This is a genomic window from Haloferula sp. BvORR071 (genome assembly GCF_000739615.1).
Classification (GTDB): Bacteria; Verrucomicrobiota; Verrucomicrobiia; order Verrucomicrobiales; family Akkermansiaceae; genus Haloferula.
Window position 1 is genome coordinate 483058 of the sequence record NZ_BATP01000003.1, and the last position, 19837, is coordinate 502894.

The 19837-nt window shown below is 62.0% G+C and carries 13 protein-coding genes; 6 read left to right on the plus strand and 7 right to left on the minus strand.

Annotated features, from left to right (window positions below; genetic code table 11):
- Nucleotides 1–84: 84 nt before the first annotated feature.
- The gene (locus tag BV071_RS34175; protein ID WP_075090824.1) at nt 85–4026 is read left to right on the plus strand and encodes a DUF5060 domain-containing protein; all 3942 of its coding nucleotides are present in this window, start codon (nt 85–87) and stop codon (nt 4024–4026) included.
- Between the two features lie 6 nt (nt 4027–4032).
- Here the strand turns inward: BV071_RS34175 and BV071_RS32415 are convergent, their stop codons facing one another.
- On the minus strand, nt 4033–4638 hold the full coding sequence (locus BV071_RS32415; protein WP_052572803.1) for a hypothetical protein: 606 nt from the start codon (nt 4636–4638) through the stop codon (nt 4033–4035).
- A 98-nt stretch (nt 4639–4736) separates the two neighbouring features.
- On the opposite strand from BV071_RS32415, the gene BV071_RS02905 reads away from it, so the two are divergent.
- Nucleotides 4737–5600, plus strand: a complete 864-nt coding sequence (locus BV071_RS02905; RefSeq protein ID WP_035601684.1) for a hypothetical protein — start codon at nt 4737–4739, stop codon at nt 5598–5600.
- Here the strand turns inward: BV071_RS02905 and BV071_RS02910 are convergent.
- Nucleotides 5587–7266, minus strand: coding sequence for a 4-alpha-glucanotransferase (locus tag BV071_RS02910; protein WP_052572804.1), 1680 nt, complete (start codon nt 7264–7266; stop codon nt 5587–5589). The genes BV071_RS02905 and BV071_RS02910 overlap by 14 nt on opposite strands.
- A 61-nt stretch (nt 7267–7327) precedes the next feature.
- Nucleotides 7328–9331 (minus strand): TIM barrel protein, encoded by a 2004-nt coding sequence (locus tag BV071_RS32420; RefSeq protein WP_052572805.1) that lies wholly within the window; start codon nt 9329–9331, stop codon nt 7328–7330.
- Nucleotides 9332–9382: 51 nt separating this feature from the next.
- Here BV071_RS32420 and BV071_RS02920 point away from each other — a divergent pair, with 51 nt between their 5' ends.
- The 4 genes from BV071_RS02920 (at nt 9383) to BV071_RS02935 (ending at nt 14158) form a co-directional block, all read left to right on the plus strand.
- On the plus strand, nt 9383–10249 hold the full coding sequence (locus tag BV071_RS02920) for an alpha/beta hydrolase (protein ID WP_035601687.1): 867 nt from the start codon (nt 9383–9385) through the stop codon (nt 10247–10249).
- 271 nt (nt 10250–10520) lie between these two features.
- Entirely contained in the window at nt 10521–10982 is a 462-nt protein-coding gene (locus BV071_RS02925; RefSeq protein WP_265593994.1) for an EF-hand domain-containing protein, read from the plus strand.
- Nucleotides 10983–10984: 2 nt separating this feature from the next.
- Nucleotides 10985–11188 carry a hypothetical protein gene (locus tag BV071_RS02930; protein ID WP_035601693.1) on the plus strand — a complete coding sequence of 68 codons (204 nt, stop codon included), beginning with the start codon at nt 10985–10987 and terminating at the stop codon, nt 11186–11188.
- 195 nt (nt 11189–11383) lie between these two features.
- The gene (locus BV071_RS02935) at nt 11384–14158 is read left to right on the plus strand and encodes a glucosidase (protein ID WP_052572806.1); all 2775 of its coding nucleotides are present in this window, start codon (nt 11384–11386) and stop codon (nt 14156–14158) included.
- Between the two features lie 60 nt (nt 14159–14218).
- Here the strand turns inward: BV071_RS02935 and cysK are convergent, their stop codons facing one another.
- From cysK to BV071_RS02955, 4 genes are all read right to left on the minus strand, one after another.
- Nucleotides 14219–15181 carry a cysteine synthase A gene (gene cysK, locus BV071_RS02940; protein ID WP_035601696.1) on the minus strand — a complete coding sequence of 321 codons (963 nt, stop codon included), beginning with the start codon at nt 15179–15181 and terminating at the stop codon, nt 14219–14221.
- Nucleotides 15182–15294: 113 nt separating this feature from the next.
- Entirely contained in the window at nt 15295–16038 is a 744-nt protein-coding gene (locus tag BV071_RS02945) for a phosphoadenylyl-sulfate reductase (protein WP_035601699.1), read from the minus strand.
- A 133-nt stretch (nt 16039–16171) separates the two neighbouring features.
- On the minus strand, nt 16172–17893 hold the full coding sequence (locus BV071_RS02950; RefSeq protein WP_035601702.1) for an NADPH-dependent assimilatory sulfite reductase hemoprotein subunit: 1722 nt from the start codon (nt 17891–17893) through the stop codon (nt 16172–16174).
- A gap of 54 nt (nt 17894–17947) precedes the next feature.
- Entirely contained in the window at nt 17948–19729 is a 1782-nt protein-coding gene (locus tag BV071_RS02955; RefSeq protein WP_035601706.1) for an assimilatory sulfite reductase (NADPH) flavoprotein subunit, read from the minus strand.
- Between the last annotated feature and the right edge of the window lie 108 nt (nt 19730–19837).

Below are 19837 nucleotides of genomic sequence, written 5' to 3' on the forward strand. Positions count from 1 at the left end.
ACTTCAACACCCCGCATCATAGGACCTGCCCCCGGGACCTCCAGATCCGTGAAGTTTCACTACTGACCGAAACCGAACGATCCCATGAAAACCACGGCCATTCTCACGGCCATCGCCACCACCGCCCTCGCGATCTCCGCGGATGCGGCCACCGTCAGCGGGGAGCTAAGCAAGTGGCACAAGGTCACACTGAGCTTCGAGGGACCCGCGACCAGCGAAAGCGCCACCCCGAATCCCTTCACCGACTATCGCCTGAACGTGACCTTCCGCAATGCGGCCAGCGGCAAGACCTATCTCGTGCCCGGCTACTATGCAGCGGATGGCAATGCGGCCAATACCTCCGCAAGTTCCGGTGATGTCTGGAAAGTCCACTTTGCCCCCGACGAGACGGGCACCTGGACCTATACGGCCTCCTTTCGCAAAGGCACGAATGTGGCGATGGATGCCAGTTCGACGGCGGGCAGCAGCGCCGGCTTCTTTGATGGCGATAGTGGCAGCCTTTCGATCTCTGCAACCAACAAGACCGGCCGCGATCTGCGGGGCAAGGGGCGACTGGACTATGTGGGCAAGCATCACCTCCGCTTCGCGGAAACCGGCAAATATTTCATGAAGGCCGGCGTGGATGCCCCGGAGAACCTGCTGGCCTATACGGACTTCGACGGCGATTTCAAGACAGACGGCCACAAGGATGATCTAATCAAGGATTGGCAACCGCATGTGCAGGACTGGAACAGCGGGGATCCGACTTGGCAGGGCGGCAAGGGCAAAGGCTTGATCGGTGCCATCAACTATCTGTCGGGTAAAGGATTAAACGTCTTCTCCTTCCTGACGATGAACATCAACGGAGATGACCAGAACGTCTATCCCTACACGAGCTACTCGGAGCGGCTGAGAATGGATGTGTCGAAGCTCGACCAGTGGGAGACCGTTTTCGAGCACGGCGACAAGATGGGCATGTATCTCCATTTCAAGACCCAGGAGACCGAGAACGAACTGCTGTTAGACGGCGGCAACATGGGCAACCAGCGCAAGCTCTACTACCGCGAGCTGATCGCCCGTTTCGCTCATCACCTGGCACTGAACTGGAACCTCGGCGAGGAGATCAACGACGCCTCAACCGCGCAGAAAGTCGCATGGGCGGAGTATTTCTACGATAACGATCCCTATCATCACCATCTGGTGATTCACAATGGCGACAGCCATTACGAGATGATGGGTGATGCCTCGCGGCTGACCGGTTTCTCCCGGCAAATGAACGCGGCGGACTTCAGCGACACCTTTGGCGACATCAAGAACTACGTCGACCGCTCGGACGCCGCCGGCAAGCCGTGGGTGGTCGCCGCCGACGAGCCGGGTGATTCCCAATACGGCCTGCGCCCCGACAGCGATCCGGCTAGCAGCCACACCAATGCCCGCAAGGACGCGTTGTGGGCTACCATCATGGCGGGTGGTGCCGGGATTGAGTTTTATTTCGGCTACGCCTTGGAGAACTCGGATCTCACCTGCAACGATTTCCGCAGCCGCGATTCCTTCTGGCCGTATTGCCGGTATGCGGTGTCGCTATTTGAAAACAACGCGATTCCTTTCCAGGACATGTCGAACGCGAATTCGCTGGTGAGCGGCGGCGGCAGCAATGGCAACCGCTGTCTGGCGAAGCCGGGCAGCGATTACCTCGTGCAGCTCCGCTCGGGCGGAACTTCGGCCACCTTGAACCTGTCCGGCCAGAGCGGTAGCTACCGGGTGCGCTGGTATGATCCGCGGAATGGCGGTAGCTTGGTAACGGGCGACACCTTGGCAGGCGGCGGCACGCGCAATCTCGGCTCGCCGCCGAACTCAACCAGCCAGGACTGGATCGCGTGGGTGCAGAATACCGGTGCCAGCACACCCACCAACCAGGCTCCGATGGCGGATGTTGGCACGGACAAGACGGCGACTCTCAGTGGAAGCTCGGCGAGCGTGGCTCTGAACGGTTCGGTCACCGATGACGGCTTGCCCACAGGAAGCAGTCTTGCGGTTTCATGGACCCGCGTGAGCGGCCCTGCGGCGGTCACTTTCAGCTCCCCTAACAGCGCCAGCACCAGCGTAATCTTCACCAGCACCGGCACCTATGTCCTCAGGCTCACGGGAACCGATGGCGAGCTGAGCCACTCCGATGACCTCAGCGTGACGGTTAGCGGCAGCAGTGGGGGCGGCGGAGGGACGATCTTCGCGGCGACCCAGGATGCTTATCTCCAAAACGGCAGCAACGTGAACAACGGGGATTTGCGGGTCGAGAGCTCCTCGACGCGAACAAGAGTGTCCTACCTGCAATTCGACCTGAGCGGAGCGAGCGGCACGATTGGCAATGCCACACTCCGGCTGACCCAGAAGGGCGACATACCCTCGGGCTCGATGAATTTGCGGGTCTTCGCTGCTGCCTCGAACAATTGGCAAGAGGGCACGCTCACGAGCAGCAATGCTCCAGCGAAGGGAGCGATGCTAGGTAGTTTCAGCGGCAGCATCCCTGCTGGTGTCATCCTGGACTTCGATGTCTCGGCCTTCGTCAGCGGACCGGGAGTTTATAGCTTCATCCTCGATACCGATAGCACCAGGGACGTGACCTTCGCCTCCTCCGAAAACACGACGACTTCCGCCCAGCCCCTGCTGGTGATCAGCAGCACCGGCGGGGCCAGCAACACCGCCCCAGTGGTCTCGGCAGGTGCCGACAAATCTGGCTCCTATCAAGGCCAAGCGGTGGCATTGACCTTGAATGGCTCCGCGAACGACGATGGCTTGCCGGCGGGCTCTGCGCTGTCATTGGCGTGGTCCACCACCAGCGGGCCCGCCTCGGTCAGCTTCTCCCCGCCGAATGCGGCGAACACTTCCGCAACCTTCAACGCCGCGGGCACCTACGTACTGCGGCTGAGCGCCAGCGATGGACAATTGAGCAGCAGCGATGAGGTCACAGTTACCATCAACTCGGTCGCCACGAATCAGAGCCCGACCGCGGATGCGGGCCCGGATGCCAGCGCCACGCTTACCGGATCCTCCGTCCAAGTGGCGCTGAATGGCTCGGCGAGCGATGACGGCCTGCCCCAAGGCTCGGGTCTCAGCCTGGCATGGACGCGCCGCAGCGGCCCCACGGCCGTAAGTTTCGCCACTCCCAACAGCGCCTCAACCACCGCGACCTTCACGGCGGAAGGGACCTATGTCCTGCGCCTCACGGCTTCGGATGGCCAGTTGAGCGACTTCGATGAAATGACCGTCGTGATCACCGCCGCAGCCGCGGTTCCCGGTGGCACGACGGTGCTCGCCGCAACCCAGGATGCCTACACGGAGAACGGCAAAAACTTTAACAGCTCCGTGCTGCGGGTGGAGAGCTCAAGCCGCAAGCGCATCATCTACCTCCAGTTCGATGCGAGCGCCGTAACAGCTCCCAGCTCCGCCATCTTGAAACTGGTGGAAGGCGGCGATGTGTCCTCGGGGACCATGACCTTGCGGGTCTTCGCCGCAGCCTCAAACAACTGGAGCGAAAGCACCGTCAGCGGGAGCAATGCTCCGGCCAAGGGTGCGGAGCTTGCCAGCTTCACCGGAGACATCCCCCAGGACAAGGTCCTCAGTTTCGATGTTTCCTCGCAGGTGACGGCTGCGGGGATCTACAGCTTCATCGTGGAAGCCGACTCTTCGACCAAAGACGTGTCCTTCGTTTCTGCGGAGGGCTCGCCCACTTCCTTCCGGCCGACATTGACGGTGAACTCCGGCAGTAGCACGACGGTGGCAGCCCGGAGCGTGCGCGCCGAAGCCAAGTCCAGCCCGGACACCAAAGTCAGCATGCAGATGGAACGCGCTGGAAGCAACGGTGTGCGACTCACCCTGAAGGGCCAGATCAATACCCGCTACGCCGTCGAACGCTCGACCGACCTCCAAACCTGGACCGCGATCGGCACAGTGGGCACCGGCGATTCGGGCGAGGCTTCCTTCGAGGACACGCTGGTCCCCGGCAGCAATGCCTTCTACCGCCTCAACGACGAAGTGAGCGAACCCTGAGGCCGCTTACTTTGTGGGAGCGATGCGGATGCAGTCCATCGCGACTTCCAGACCGAGGTCCGGGCGGCGCTCCTTGACCCAAGTCTCGATGTCGGAGACGGCCGGGTAATCCTCCGCACCCACATGGCGGAAGCAGCGGGCGTCGTCGATCAGCACCACGAAGGGCTGCTTCATGGCGGCCGCAAAGATGGCCTCCAGCTCACCCCAGACCGGGCAGCTCAGGTCGCCCTTCGCGGTGTCACCACCGGAGTAGTGGCCGTCCAGCCAGAAGAGCGTGGGAGCATCCAAATTGCCGACGACTTCCGCCATTACCTTGCCACTATCGCCCTGAAGCAACTCAACATTGGCGACGCCCGAAAAGCGCTTCTTGGCATCGGCGTGGAATTTCTCGGAGAGCTCGATCGAGTAAACCTTGCGGAACTCGCCGCGCATCGCCTCCACCGTGTCGCCCTTGAAGGTCCCGGTCTCGACGAGGATCTGCAGGCCGTGGCGATTCTTGTATTCCAGCAGCATCTCGCGCTTGGCAAGCGGCGGCGGCGGGTCGGGGCGCCCATCCTCGATCCACTTGCTGTATTTGCGTTTCTCTTTGAGCTGCTTGAAAAAGGAAGCCATCGGCGGCCCGAGCCTAGGCCGGGACCGCCGGGGGTCCAAGCGCATTTTCCACCGCTCGGGGCTTGCCCGCCACCGCCGGTCCCGGTCCATGCTGCGCCGTGCCGCTCCCTTTCCTGCGCCCGAAGGACAGTTTCATCACCTGCCGCGACCGGGACGACGGCGGCGGCGCGCAGATTTCCGCGCGGATCTCCACCATGATCCTCGCCCGGCTGAAGGGCATGACCTACGCCCACACCCCGGTCTCGGACGTCGCACACCGGCCGGAGGGCATTTCCACCGCCGATTGGTCGCGAGCTTGGGAGGAGTTTTTCAATCTGGGGCATGGGGAAATTCAGGCGGTGGATCTCGCAAAATACCCACTGCGGCCCGTGGCCAAGCCGCACCGGTTTTGGCCGCGCTCCCGCTGCCTGCACGTGGTGGCGCACTGCCATCGCTTCACCAACCAGCACCCGGAGGCCTGGGCCGCGATCGGTCCGCAGCTGGCGCAAAAATACCGGCTCACGCCCAAGCCACAGCTTTCCGGCTACGATCCCGGCCGCATCCAAGTGGCCGTCCACGTCCGCCGTGGCGATGTCGCCTCCACCGGCCAATTCGCCCAATGGTTCACCCCCGACGATTTGATCCTCGCGCGCCTACGGAAAGTCCTGGAGACGATCGGCAAGGAACGGGCCCAGATCAGGGTCTTTTCCGAAGGGAGCCCCGCGGACTTCGCGGCATTCACCGAGCTAGGGGCAGAGCTGCACTTGGACGAGGATACCTTTGAAACTTTCCACCACCTCGTCAGCAGTGACGTGATGATCATGGCGAAGAGCACCTTCAGCTACCTCGCGGCGCTGATCGGTGGACCAGTCGCGCTCTACGAACCCTTCTGGCACCCCAAGCTCCCAGGGTGGCTGGGACCGGAGGAACTGGCCCGCTTGCCGGAAGCCTTGGCCCGGCAGCAGGCCCTCAAGGCGAAGTGAAGCGCCCGTGCTCTAACAAAACCGTTTCGAGGGCCTTCAATTCGCGCAAAGCAGTCGCCTCCTTCTCAAGGGGCAGCCGGAAACTCCAATTCTGCGGGCCCACGGTCCCGGGGGAATTGATCCGATCGGTAAGATCACAGAGATCCGTGATCATGAAAGCAGCGTAGCGCGAGTGGGATGCCATCAGCGCACCGAGCAGCGCAGCCTTCAGTTCCGGCCCGTAAGGGAGCGTCTCCGGCACCCCGGCGAACTCCGCCATCAGCCGCAGATACTCCATCGCTTGCTCCTGCTCATCCTCGTCGGCATCGGGATCGGCGGAGATGCGATGGAAATTCGCCCACAAGGCCGGGATCGAATCGTGATCGTGGGTCGAGTAGGTCGCGAAGGAGCACTCAGGCAAATCCTCCGGTGGGATGACATGGCCTTCCTCATCGAAGTCCCAATGCGGAATCCGGAATCCGGCGACATCGAGCGAGGCAAGGTGCGGGCGGACGTAGTCCGGGACGCAGCCGAGATCCTCACCCACCACTGCGGCAGTCCCCGCAGCCTCGATCACCATCCGCAGACGCGTGTCGCCATCGGCGCGGTTGGCCTCCTTGTGAAGCGGCGTATCGTCCGGCCGCGGAGCCCAACCCGGCAGCGGGCCGCCGGTAAGCTTCATCGCCTCCTTTTCCGTCAGGGGCAGGAATTCGGCATTCCGCTGCGGCTGCCAGGGGAAGGAATAGATCCGGTAGAAGCCGAGGACGTGATCGACACGGAAGATGTGGAAGATTGCCGCCAGCTTGGCGATGCGCTGCCGCCACCAAGGGAAGCCCGCGGCTTCCATCCGGTCCCAGCGATAGAGTGGAATGCCCCAGTTCTGGCCCCACTTCTGGATGAAGAGATCGTGCTTGAAGATGAGCTCGGGAGGAGCTCCGCCACAATGATCCAAGTCAAACTCCTCCCGGTGGAAGAACACATCGGCCGAATAGCGGCTGACCCCGATCGGGATGTCACCCATCAGTTTCACTCCGAGATCGTCCGCATAGGCGCGCACCGCCCGCCACTGCTTGAAGCAGAGCCACTGCACCCAGGCGTAGAATTCCAAGCGGTCTTCGACTGCGGCGCGGTCCTTCGACCGCTCGCTTTCCAAGTGTGCCAGCGCGCCCGCCACCGTGCGCCACTCCTCTGGCCACCAGTCCCAAGCCTCGGCGGTACCCGACTGGTCCATCAACCAACGATAGATGCAGTAGTTCACCAGCCATGGCGACTCCTCGCGGCGGAAGCGGTAGAAGGCGATATCTCCAGAGCCCTCGCGGAAGCGCGTCCAAGCCTTCTCCAGCAGGCCGCGCTTCACCTTCCGCACCGCGGCGTAGTTGACCTTGCTCGCGCTCAGGCTCTCGCCGAGGCTCACGCGCGCTTGCTGAAGCTCGGCCTCCTCGAGCCAAGGAATATCCTTTTTATCAAAGCTGAGGTACAGCGGCTCGAAGGCCACCGATGAAATCGCATTGTAGGGACTGTCGTCGCCGCCGGTCTCATTGAGCGGCAGCAATTGCAGGAAGCCGATGCCATGCGCCGCACAGTGTCCGATCCACTTCCGGATCGCTCGGGTGTCGCCAATGCCCAAGTCCCCTTGCCTCCGTGGCGTGAAGGCGGGCAGCAGCAGTCCGGCAAGGCGCTCAGGCATGTGCGGGAAGGTGTCCCTCGTGGACGCCGCGATCCAGCACGAAGCGTGCCCGGACGGATTTCTAGCGCGTGGGCATCTCCGCGCTGGGGCTCAATTCACCCCGCAGCATCTTGCCGATTTGTCCACTCAACCACAGGTAATGGTCGGACTTCAGGCCGGGCTCGGCCAGGAAGCGCACCGGCCCCAAGGGCGGATCCTGCGAGATTTTGAAGATCGCCGTGCCTTCATCGATCTCATCGAACATCGCGAGATAAAGCGACTTGCTGCCCGCCGCGCGCGCCGCCACGGCCTGGCTCCACAAGAACTTCCCGCCGAGCCGCGGGATGGCATCCATCTTGGCCTCCTGCTTGCGGCTACGCATCAAGTTCTGCCAGCTGAAGCCGGGAAAGGCCACCGGCAGGTAGTCGAGCTTGTGCTCACGGCACCAGGCGAGGTCGGGCTTGAGCAGCTTGTCCACGCGGTTGGCTGCATCCTGCGGCGTGCCGAATCGCCCGACCGCCCAAGGGCTCACGATGTCCGCCAGCGCGATGACCTGATGCAGCTTCGGATCGTCGATCGTATCACGTTCCATCTCGCGCCAGTAGCAAGGCACGCCGACCATCACCGCACAACCCTGCTCCTTGAAGAAGCGGATCAGCGTCTCCCATTCCGGCAAGGAAGGCGCGCGATCGTTGAAGCCTAGTCCCCACAGCGCCACCAGTGGTTTGCCTTTGTAGCGGAGGTAGGCCGTATCACCCGGTTCCAAGCGTTTCTCGTCCTTCAGCCGCTGCCAGTCCTTGGACACGGTATCGAAATTCTCGGTCCTGAGCCCGGTCAGGTCATACATCACCACCCACTTGCGCCCCTCGGCATTGGCACCCTTGCGGCAATGTTCAAGCACCAAGTCCATCGAGGCGCGATGCCGGGGATCCCGGGTGGTCGAGGCGAAGCGCTGCACGAAAGCGGCATCGATCCCATACTCGCGCATCCACTTGAAGTGGCGCAGCACGGTCGCCTCCTTCACCGAACTGAAAACCTCCGCGACCCTGCCGTCGGCATGCTTCAGCGGCGTGGAAAAGCGCTCGTCCGGACCCAACTCGCTCACATCCGGCCAGATCTCGATATGGGTGCCATTTGGCTCGAACTTGCCGCCCGGGGAATAGTGGAACCAGCCGTTGCCCGAGCCATCCCCCTCCGTGCGGAACCACCCCTGGTAGCCGCAGACCACCATGCCCTCCAGCGTGCCGCTCATCTTCCGCCACGCGGCCATGGACTTCGTCAGGTTCGTCTTGCGGTCACCCTTCACCCCATAAGCCTGGAGGCCGATGGGGCCATCCCAGCCAGCCTCCCCTTGCAAGCGTGCGACAAAGCCGGCGACATCGTAGCTTCCACTGTCGAGCGTCTGGATCAAGTGGTCCCAGCTCATCGCCTTGGTATCGCCCTTGTCTGCACCGTTGATGGTCACGAATTGCAAGCGCTTGGCCTCGGCCTTGATCGCTGGAATCGGATCGATGTCGCCCTCGACCTTCAGCCAATGGCACAGGTTGAAGGTGATGCCCACGTTCTCCCGGTTGATGGCATTTGCGAGCCGGGTGGCATCGGCGAAACGCGAGAGCCAGAAGCCGGCGTGCGGATAGAGAGAGACCTTCACGCCAGCTCGGTCAGCTTCGGTCGCGATCTCGGTGAGCGCCTTCACCGCCACCTCATCGCTGTTGCCCTCCACCTCCGGGATCGCGATCCATAAGGCAGAGCCATGGCCCTTGAGGTCTTCGATCTGCTTCTTGATCTCAGGCGTGAGCGCGCTGCCCGACTTCCGGAGCTTCAGGGTCAGATAGGTATTCCAGAGCCGCAGGCCCCTACCCTCCAAGGCGGCGCGCATCGCTGCCAGCGAGGGCCCGCTCCCGCCGAGCCCCTCGTAGCCCAACTCCTGCAGTGCCTCCGACACCTTCTCCGGATCGCCGGTGATGCCGGTGTCCATCGCAAAAAAGGAATTTGCCCTCAAGGGCAGCAAGGCCAGCACGAGGACGACCAAGAAAACCGCGAGAAAGCGGTTCTGCGCACAGATATCACCCTTAATAAATTGCATACGCCGTCCGCATCATGAACTTCTTGGACCCCGCCACGCGATGACAAAGTCATGAGTGCCGCTGCCTATCGATCTCCCGAGGCCCGCCACAAGGTGATCGCATCCTACGATGCGATCCTCGCCAAGTGGCCGATCCCTTTTGAAAGCAGGGTGCTCCCCCTCAGCCAGGGCGAAACCCACCTGCTGGTCTGCGGCGCAGCCGATCTCCCGCCGCTGATTTTGCTCCACGGTGCCGGCGGGAACGCTACGATGTGGTTCAACATCATTCAGCCGCTCGCGAAAATCCGCCGGGTGTTCGCCTTCGACATACCGGGTGACGTGGGCAAGAGCGGCGGCGCGCCGATGGACACCAAAACCGAGGGCTACGCCGCTTGGCTGGAAGAGTGCTTCGTGGCGCTCGGTCTCCAGCGCGCCGATGTATGCGGAGTCTCTTTCGGTGCCTGGCTGGGGAGCCGCTTCGCGCTGAAGCATCCCGGGAAAGTCGGGGCCTTGATCATGCTGGCCGGCCCTCATCTGTTGCCGGTGAAGCCCGGGTTTATTTTCCGCGCGATCATCGCATCGGCAATACCGACGGAAGGACGGATCCGGGCCTTCTACGCCCATCTCTCGTCCCCGCGCGGGAAACGGCCGCCGGAAGAGGCGATGAGAGACTTCATCCTGAGATGGCGATCCCAACAGAGGACCCCGCCGCCAGTGCCGATGATCACCGACGAGGAACTCTCCCGCTTGCCGCAGAGGACCCTGCTGATCCTGGGGAAAGACGAAGCCCTGTTCGATCCGGAGCGCGCGGCAGAGCGCGTCAGGAAAGCGGCATCGCAGGTGCGAGTGGAATTGATCGCGGATGCCGGGCACGTGCTGACCATCGATCAAGCGGAGACGGTGATGAAAAGGGTGCTGGAATTTCTGGAGCAAGGGTAACAGGCAGCTGCTTCGGGTGGCTGCGACCCTATTCGAAAGCCGCCCAACTCCACAACAAGCAGCATCGTCCCCACTATCGGGGACAATGCCTCCCAGCCCGGGGAAGGCCTTCGACGCATGCAATCTCTTCTTGATCGCTTTCTTGGCATCAGATAATGACTGTAGGTTAGTCGCAGAAACGGGATTATCCCGCTATGCGTTGCGAGCGGTTTGGCGTGTTGCCCCAGCTCCACGGCGAATCGCGCTTTTCCAGCCAAAACCTCAGCCCATCATGAATGCCCTCCACCGATGTCTCTCCGGACTGGCCGGCTGCGGTATGCTGGTGCTTGTCGCCAGCTGCACCACTACTACCGATGCCTTCAGCCGCCTCGATACCAACCGCGACGGATCCGGCTCGCGCGACGAGTTCTCCGCTTACATGAAGCAGGAAGTTTTCACCCGAGTGGATACCAACCGCGATGCCAAGGTTAGTAAGGACGAATGGCAAAGCGTCAATCCCAAGGTCAGCGAGGCGAAGTTTCGCAAGACCGACCTCAATGGCGACCGAGCCATCACCCGCCAGGAAGCAGACACAGCCTTCGACCGCGAAGGAAGCCTGACCACCCTGTTTCGGAAGATTGATACGGATGGCAATGGTAGCCTCAGCCGCGTCGAAGTCGCCGCCTTCCATGCCAAGGTGCAGCAGCAGCCCGCCGGAAGCCCGGCGAAGAGAATCTCTAGCGCCGCCAACTAGCCATGAAACCGCGTTCCCTCCTTCTCCTCCTGCCGCTCGTCTTTCTACCCTCGTGTGCTTCCGATCCCGATGTCCGGCGCGGCCAAGCGACCGGCGCGGTGGTTGGCGGGGCTGCCGTGGGGCTGATGTCGGACTCTTGGGGTGGAGCCGCTGTCGGAGCCGCGGTCGGCGGCCTTGTCGGTGGTGAAGTCGCCAAGAACCGGTAACGCAAGAATCTCTCGCGGTCGTCTCCTGAATTGCGCGAAAGCGGGAAGCCGGATCAAGCGATCCAGAATCCTCCAATATGCCACCCGGATCGACCGGGGCCGGCACTGTTCGCAGCTCTCTGCCCAGACTCCCCTGACCGGCGAACAGGTGCTTCGGGACTTCCTCAAGAAACCAATTCTTAGCAATCCCAAGTTATGAATGCCGAAAGCCAGCGTCTCGAAGAGGCCCGCAACACCAACACTCCGTGGAAAAAATGGGGACCCTACCTCAGCGAACGCCAATGGGGTACGGTGCGTGAGGACTACAGCGACAACGGCGACGCGTGGAATTATTTCAGCCACGACCAGGCACGGTCTCGCGCGTATCACTGGGGAGAGGATGGACTCGCTGGCATCTCGGACGACAAACAGCGCCTTTGTTTCGCACTCGCGCTTTGGAATGGAAAAGATCCGATCCTAAAGGAGCGACTGTTTGGTCTCACGAACAGCGAGGGGAATCACGGTGAGGACGTAAAGGAGTATTATTACTACCTCGACTCGACCCCCACGCACTCGTTCATGCGCTACCTTTACAAGTATCCGCAGGCGGCCTTCCCGTATGACGATCTCGTGCAGAAGAATCGCGCGCGTGGCCGCACGGATTTCGAGTATGAACTGATCAACACCGGTGTGTTCGATGAGGATCGATATTTCGACGTCTTCGTGGAATACGCGAAGGAATCGCCGGATGACATCCTCGTGCAAATCAGCGTGCTGAATCGCGGTCCGGAAGCGGCGGAGATTCACCTGCTGCCGACCCTTTGGGGACGCAATCGCTGGTCCTGGGGCCGGAACAAGCCGCGGCCGGTACTGGAAGCCGCGGGCGACGGTGTAGTGCGGGTGACCGAGGAGCGTCTCGGCGAGCGCTACCTCTACTGCGAGGATGCGCCGGAACTGCTCTTCACGGAGAACGAGACGAACATGCAGCGGGTTTTCGGCAGCGAGAACCAGACGCCCTTCGTGAAGGATGCTTTTCACAACTTCGTCATCCACGGCGACACTAGCGCGGTGAATCCGGCGAAGACCGGCACAAAAGCCGCGGCGCACTACCGGCTCACCGTGCCCGCGGGCGGCTCGGCCACGGTGCAGCTGCGGCTGACGAGCGTGGCACCCGCGGCGCTGGCCGCGAGCTACGGAGGTAGCGCATTCGGCCGGCATTTCGACGATGTGATGAAGGCGCGCCGGGTAGAGGCGGACAAGTTCTACGCCACCGTCATTCCCGACTCCCTCAACGCGGATCAGGCGAACGTGATGCGACAAGCACTCGCGGGCATGATGTGGTCGAAGCAATACTTCTACTTCGACGTGAACCGCTGGCTTGAGGAACGAGGTGCTGATCCTTTCCTGCCGAACGCCCGCCGTGCGCCGCGCAACCAGCACTGGCACCACATGTACAATGCGGATGTGATCTCGATGCCGGATAAATGGGAGTATCCGTGGTATGCGGCGTGGGACCTCGCCTTCCATGTCATCGCGCTCACGCTGGTAGACTTGGACTTCGGCAAGCAACAGCTCGAGCTGATGTTGCACGAAACCTACCTTCATCCGAACGGCCAGATTCCCGCCTACGAGTGGAACTTCGGCGACGTGAACCCTCCGGTTCATCCGTGGGCGACGATCTTCACCTACCGCTTGGAGCAGGCCCACACCGGAAAAGGTGATATCGACTGGCTGGAGCGCATTTATCAAAAACTCCTGCTCAATTTCACCTGGTGGCTGAATCGCAAGGATCGAGCCGGCAAAAACGCCTTCGAGGGTGGCTTCCTCGGACTCGACAACATCGGCGTCTTCGATCGCAGCGCACCGCTGCCGACGGGCGGCTACCTGGAGCAGGCCGACGGCACCGCCTGGATGACCCTCTTCAGCCTGAACATGCTCGAAATCTCCGTCGAGCTCGCCATGCACAAGCCTGCCTACACGGACATGGTGTTCAAGTTCCTGCAGCACTTCGTCTCGATTGCTTCGGCCACGATTCGCGCGGGCGGCGACACCGGCATGTGGGACGAGGAAGACGGATTCTTCTACGACGTGCTGAAACTGCCCGACGGTCAGGCTCAGCGGCTCAAGGTGCGGTCCATGGTCGGCCTGCTGCCGCTCTGCGCTGTCGCCGTCTTCGAAGACCGCTTTCGCGAGGCATTTCCCGGTGAGATGAAGCGGTTCGAAGGATTCATCCAGGCACGGCCGGAACTGAAGTCATTCATCCACGATCCGGACAAGGTCGGCTGCAAGGGCAGGCGGCTGGGCGCGATCCTCGACGAAACGAAGCTCCGCCGTGTGCTGACCAAGATGCTCGATGAAAACGAGTTCCTGAGTGACTATGGCATCCGCGCGCTCTCGCGATTCCACGCGGCGCACCCCTATGTCTTGAATCTGGGCGGCCAGGATTTCCGCGTGTCATATCTGCCAGGCGAGTCGGACACCGGAATGTTTGGCGGCAACTCGAACTGGCGCGGCCCGATCTGGATGCCGGTCAATGGCCTCATCATCCGCGGCTTGCTCCTGTACTACACCTACTATGGCGACAGCTTCATGATCGAGTGCCCGACCGGCTCGGGCCGCATGATGAACCTCTACCAGGTTGCGGAGGAAATCGCTCGCCGGCTCGCCAGCATCTTTCTGAAAGACAAGGACGGCCGCCGTCCAGTCAACGGTGGCGAACAAAAGTTCCAGGAAGATCCACACTGGCGCGATCACATTCCGTTTTACGAATTCTTCCATGGCGACAATGGGGCCGGCCTCGGCGCGAGCCATCAGACCGGTTGGACCGGCATCGTCGCACGCATGATGCACCTCTTCGGCAGCACTTCGGCCGACCAGTTGCTCGAGCACGGCAAACAGGCTGCGTTCAAGAAACCGGAGCGCAAAAGCTCGCGCGATGACATGTCCGATGCGGAGCTTCTTCCCCAGCGCTCGGCTGCCAAGGCCCTTTAACAAAAACGCCCCGTCCCTTGACCAAGGACGAGGCGCTTGAAGTTCTCTGCGACCGATCTCTCAGATCTCCGCCACCGGCAGGCTCGAGACTTCCTCGCGGACCTTCTCGGCCAGCAGCGTGGACAGGTAACGCTCCGTGGAGGACGGACCAACGGTCACCACGCGCTTGCCCTTGAACTCGGGGCGCTTCGCAATCTGGATCGCGGCCCAGACGTTGGCACCCGTGGAGATACCGGCGGGCAGGCCTTCTTCCTGGTTGAGGTATTGGGCCGTCGCGAAGGCGTCCTCGTTGGTGACCAGCACCGGCTCGTCGATGATGGCGACATTGAGGTTCTTCGGGATGAAGCCGGCACCGAGGCCCTGGATCATGTGCGGGCCTGGAGGGCCACCGGAGATCACGGCGCTATTGGTCGGCTCGACCGCGAAGACCTTCAGGTTCGGGTTGCGGGATTTGATGACCTCACCGACGCCGGTGATCGTGCCACCCGTGCCGACACCGGCCACGAAGGCATCGATATTGCCGTCGGTATCGCGCCAGATCTCCTCGGCCGTCGTCTTGCGGTGGATCTCCGGGTTGGCTGGATTGTCGAACTGGCCAGGGCCGAAGGAACCCGGATTCTCCTCGATCAGTTGCTTCGCCTTGGCGATGGCACCGCCCATGCCGCGGGCACGCGGGGTCAGCACGATTTCAGCACCCAGCATGCGCAGCAGCACGCGGCGCTCGATCGACATGCTCTCCGGCATGGTCAGGATGCAGCGGTAGCCCTTGGCGCGGGCCACGAAGGCCAGCGCGATACCGGTATTGCCGGAGGTCGGCTCGATGATCAGGCCACCGGGCTTAAGCGTGCCGTCGCGCTCGGCGGCTTCAATCATGGCCTTGCCGATCCGGTCCTTCACGCTGAAGAGCGGATTGAAGAACTCGGCCTTGAGCAGCACCTCGGCACCGGTTTCGGCGGAGATCTTGTTCAGGCGGATCAGCGGCGTGTTGCCGATGGTGTCGGCGATGGAGTTTGCGATTGGCATAGGAGAAGCAGTCTGGGGTTCTGGGAAAATTGCGGGAGCTGTCTAATAGGAAGGCATGAATCCCGCGGACATCCCAAGCGCAGGGTCTGTCACCTTCATGCCTTCCGTCTTCCTTAGATTTGGAAGTCCGAGTTGCCGGAGTCAAGGTGCAAGCCGCACTCGTATTTCTCGCCGTTGAAACGGGTCGATTCTGCGTCCAGCCCACCGGTGGCCGGCTGGGTGCTGTGCCAGTCGCCCATGGTCACGTAGCCCTCCTCGGCCAGCGGGTGATTCGGGAGCTTGCGCTCGTTCATGTAGAAGGCGACCTGGGCGTCCGCCCAATCGAGGATCGGGTAGACCTTCAGGGTCTTCTTCTGCTGCTCGGCGTAGGGGCGCTCGACCCGGCTGGAGGACTGGCTGCGGCGCAGTCCGCTGATCCAGACATCGGCCTCCAACTCCCGCAGGGCGCGGTCCATCGGCTCGATCTTGGTCAGCACGGCATACTTGGAGAGACCCTCAAGGCCCTGCTCCCAGAGCTTGCCCCAGAGCGCCTCCATGCGGGCAGCGGTATGGGTGGGCTGATAGACCCGCAGGTCGGTGCCGAAGCGGTTCACCAGCTCCTCCCAGTAGCGGTAGGTCTCGGGGAAGTGGTAGCCGGTATCAATGAACACGACCGGGATCTCCGGCGCGTTGCGGGCGATCAGGTCGAGCATGACGGCCGATTGCAGACCGAAGCTGGTCGAGGCGACCAAGCGCTTGCCGTAGCGCTCGTGCAGCAGCTTGAGCCGGTCGCCAGCCTTCAGGCGGGCGAGCTCCGCCGAGAGCGCCTCGGCTTCGGTGAGGCTGGTTGCAGTGGCGATGGAAGTGACAGTGGACATGGTGGTAAACCGCGATGGACGCGAGGGAATGAATTTTAATCTTGGAAACAGGAAAACAGAGCTACTGCGGGGTACGGCCTAAGACCGACACCGCTGGTAATCCGTTTCGCATTCCCTGGTGTTCATCGCCGGTTCAGTTGTGATGGGCCTCTTCCTTGATGTTCTTGTGGAAGTCGGCGCCTTGGATCGTCGCGGCCACGTAGCCGGCGCGGATCACGAAGTCGCCGAAATGTTCGCCTTCGTTCCGTTCCTTCGCGTAGCGCTGGAAGATGGGTGAGAGCAGGCTCCGGATCTCATTCGAGTGGATGTCCTGCCGGTAGAGCTTGCTCAGGCGCTGGCCGGCATGGCCGCCGCCGAGGTAGAGATTGTATTTGTCCGGGCCACGGCCCACGAAGCCGATCTCCGAGATGAAGGGGCGGCCGCAGCCGTTCGGGCAACCGGTCATGCGGATGGTGATCGAATCGTGGCGGAGGCCGGCATTCTCCAGCTCTTCCTCCAGATCCGTGACCACCTCCGGCAGGTAGCGCTCTGCTTCCGCCAGCGCCAGGGCGCAGGTCGGCAGCGCCACGCAGGCGATCGAGGCAAGGCGCAGGGCACTGCGCTCGTGGCTACGATGCATGCCGTATTTCTCCAGCAGCGCCTCGATCTCGGAACGCTTCTTGGCGGAAATGTTCGCGATGATCAGGTTCTGGTTGGCAGTCAGGCGGAAGTCGCCACCGTGGATCTTCGCGATCTCACGCAGGCCGGTGCGCATCGGGAATGCCGGGGTATCCAGCACCCGTCCGCCTTCGACGAAGAGGGTGTAGTGGAAATTCCCATTCTCATCCTCGACCCAGCCGAAGCGGTCGCCATTGTCCTTGAACTCGTAGGGACGCACCGGTCCCAGCTCGTAGCCGAGATACTCGTTGAGCTTGGCCAGGATCCAATCCGCGCCGCGGTCGTCCACGGTGTACTTGAAGCGCGAGTGCTTGCGGTCGGTGCGGTCGCCGTAGTCGCGCTGCACCATGACCACCTTCTCCGACACATCCACGATCTGGTCCGGCGTGCAGAATCCGATCACATCCGCGAGGCGCGGATAGGTCGCTTCATTGCCATGGGTCGAGCCCATGCCGCCACCGACGGCCACATTGTAGCCGACCAGTTTGCCGTTCTCGACGATCGCGATGAACGACAAGCAGTTCGCGAAGATGTCCACGTCATTGCTCGGCGGCACGGCGATGGTGATCTTGAACTTCCGCGGCAGGTAGGTCTTGCCGTAGATCGGCTCTTGTTCCTCCTTCTCTGAAGTCTCGACCTTCTCACCGTCCAGCCAGATCTCGTGATAGGCACGGGTGGCGGGCGTGAGGTGCGCGGAGATGTCCTGCGCCGCCTTCAGCACCTCCTCGTGCACCGAGGACAGGTAGGGGTTCGGGTTGCACATCACGTTGCGGTTCACGTCGCCGCAGGCCGCCACGGTATCCATCGCGGTCTGGTTGATCTCCTTGATGGTGCGCTTGAGATTGCTCTTGATGATCCCGTGAAATTGGAAGGCCTGGCGGGTCGTCAGCTTGATCGTGCCGTTCGCGAATTGCTCGGCCATGCGGTCCACTTCCAGCCACTGGTGCGGCGTAGCCACACCACCGGGCACGCGGATTCGGATCATGAAGGAGTAGGCCTTCTCCAGGCGGTGCTTGCGGCGGTCCGGGCGCAGGTCGCGGTCGTCCTGCTGGTATGTTCCGTGGAACTTCAGCAACTGTTGGTCGTCCTCCGACATCGAGCCGGTGGACTGGTCAGCCAGCCCTTCCGCGATCGTGCCGCGCAGGTAGTTCGAACGGGTCTTGATGCCTTCGTTGGCAGAGAGTTTCTTATCGCTCATCGGAGTAGTCAGCGGTCAGTAGTCAATGGTGGGTCACTGGGGTTGACCTGCTGTTCAATACACGTCGCGCTGGTAGCGCTTGGACTTCTTCAAATCTTCAACATAGGCCTCCGCGGTATCGCGCGGCAGCTTACCTTCCTTCTCGACCACGGCGATCAGGGCCTCGTGAACGTCGTGAGCCATGCGCGTGGCATCGCCGCAGACGTAGAAATGGGCACCCTCCTGGAGCCAGGCGTAGAGATCCTTGGCACGCTCCAGCATGCGGTTCTGCACGTAGACCTTCTCCGGCTGGTCGCGGGAGAAAGCGACATCGAGCTTGGTGAGGTGGCCGTCCTTTAGATGCTCCTGCCACTCCATCTGATAGAGGAAGTCGTAGGTATAGCGTTGGTCGCCGAAGAAGAGCCAGTTCTTGCCCCCCTGCCCCAGCGCGGCGCGGTGCTCGACGAAGGAGCGGAACGGCGCAACACCGGTGCCCGGACCGACCATGATCACCGGCACATTCGAGGACACCGGTAGGCGGAAGTTCTTGTTCTGGTGGGTGTAGACCGGCACATGGCCGCCCTTCTCGATCAGATCGGCAAGGTAAGTCGAAGCCACCCCCTTCTTCGCGTGGCCATGCGCTTGATAGCGGACGGAAGCCACCGTCAGGTGAACCTCGCCGGGATGCGCCAGCGGGCTCGAAGCGATCGAATAGAGCCGCGGCGGCAGCTTGCGGAAGATCGTGGCGAGATCGGCGGCAGCAAGGCCATCTGGAGCGAAATCAGCAATCGCATCACTGATCCAGCGGCCCCACTGATAATCCTTGAGCTGGTCCTTCGCGTCCTCCGCCAAGAGCGCAGCCAGCTTATCCGAACCGGACAGCGCCTGCAGCTTGGTGAGCACGGCACGGGAGAGCGCTGTAACGTCGAAATCCTCCCGCAAGGCATCGGCCAAAACCTTCGGGCCCACACCCTTCACTTCCACGGACTCGCTGCCGGAAAGTTTCGAGGCCTTCAGTATCCCTTCAACGATGTCCGGCGAGTTCACCGGAATCACCGCCAGCGCGTCGCCCGGCTCGTAGCTCAGGCCCGAGCCATCCAGCGAAAGCTCGTAGTGCCAGGTTTCCTTGGTGGTCCCCTTGCCGTTCAGCAGGACCTTTTCCAGCAGCTCCGAGGGGAAGGGATTCTTCTTGCCGAATTCCTCCGTCGCGGGAGCAGCGGCCGGCGCGGCTACTACGGATGCAGTAGCGGCAGGAGCAGACGCTGGAGCCAGCGCTTTGAGAGCAGCATCCAGCCAAGTGCCATACGGCTCTTCATACTCCACGTCGCAATCCTGGCGCGGCGAAACCCGCTTCGCGCCCAGCTTCTCCAGACGCGAGTCGATGTCCTTGCCAGTCTGGCAGAACTTCTCGTAGGAGGTATCCCCCAGAGCGCAAACGGAGAAGCGGACCCGCGGCAGTTCCACAGCCGAGCCGTTCATGAATTCCTTGTAGAAAGTCGTGGCGCTTTCGGGTGGATCGCCGTCACCCCAGGTGCTCACGATCACTAGCAAGTTTTCCACCTTGGCCAGATCCGCGGGCGAGACATCGGACATGTTTTTGACCGAGGTCTGGAAGCCGCGCTTCTTCGCTTCCTTCGCGGAGAGGTCAGCCAGCTTCTCGGCATTGCCGGACTCGGTGCCATACAGAACCGTCAGTTTCGCGGAAGTCGCAGGCACGGCAACAGCCGCTGCGGCCACGGGCGCACCCGCGGAGAGAAATCCGGCCAGCCAGAAGCGCTGGGATGCGTCGAGACCCGCCAGCGCGATATCAACCGCGCGGCGTTGGTCGGGAGAGAAGGGAGCGTGCTCTGGAAGCATTACCTTAGTTCTTTGCTCAGTTTTGTATGGTTTCGGGCGGGACAATTCACATCGAACCGGCGAAGCGCAAGGGAAAATCCCTCGATACGTGCATATCCGGCACTTTTG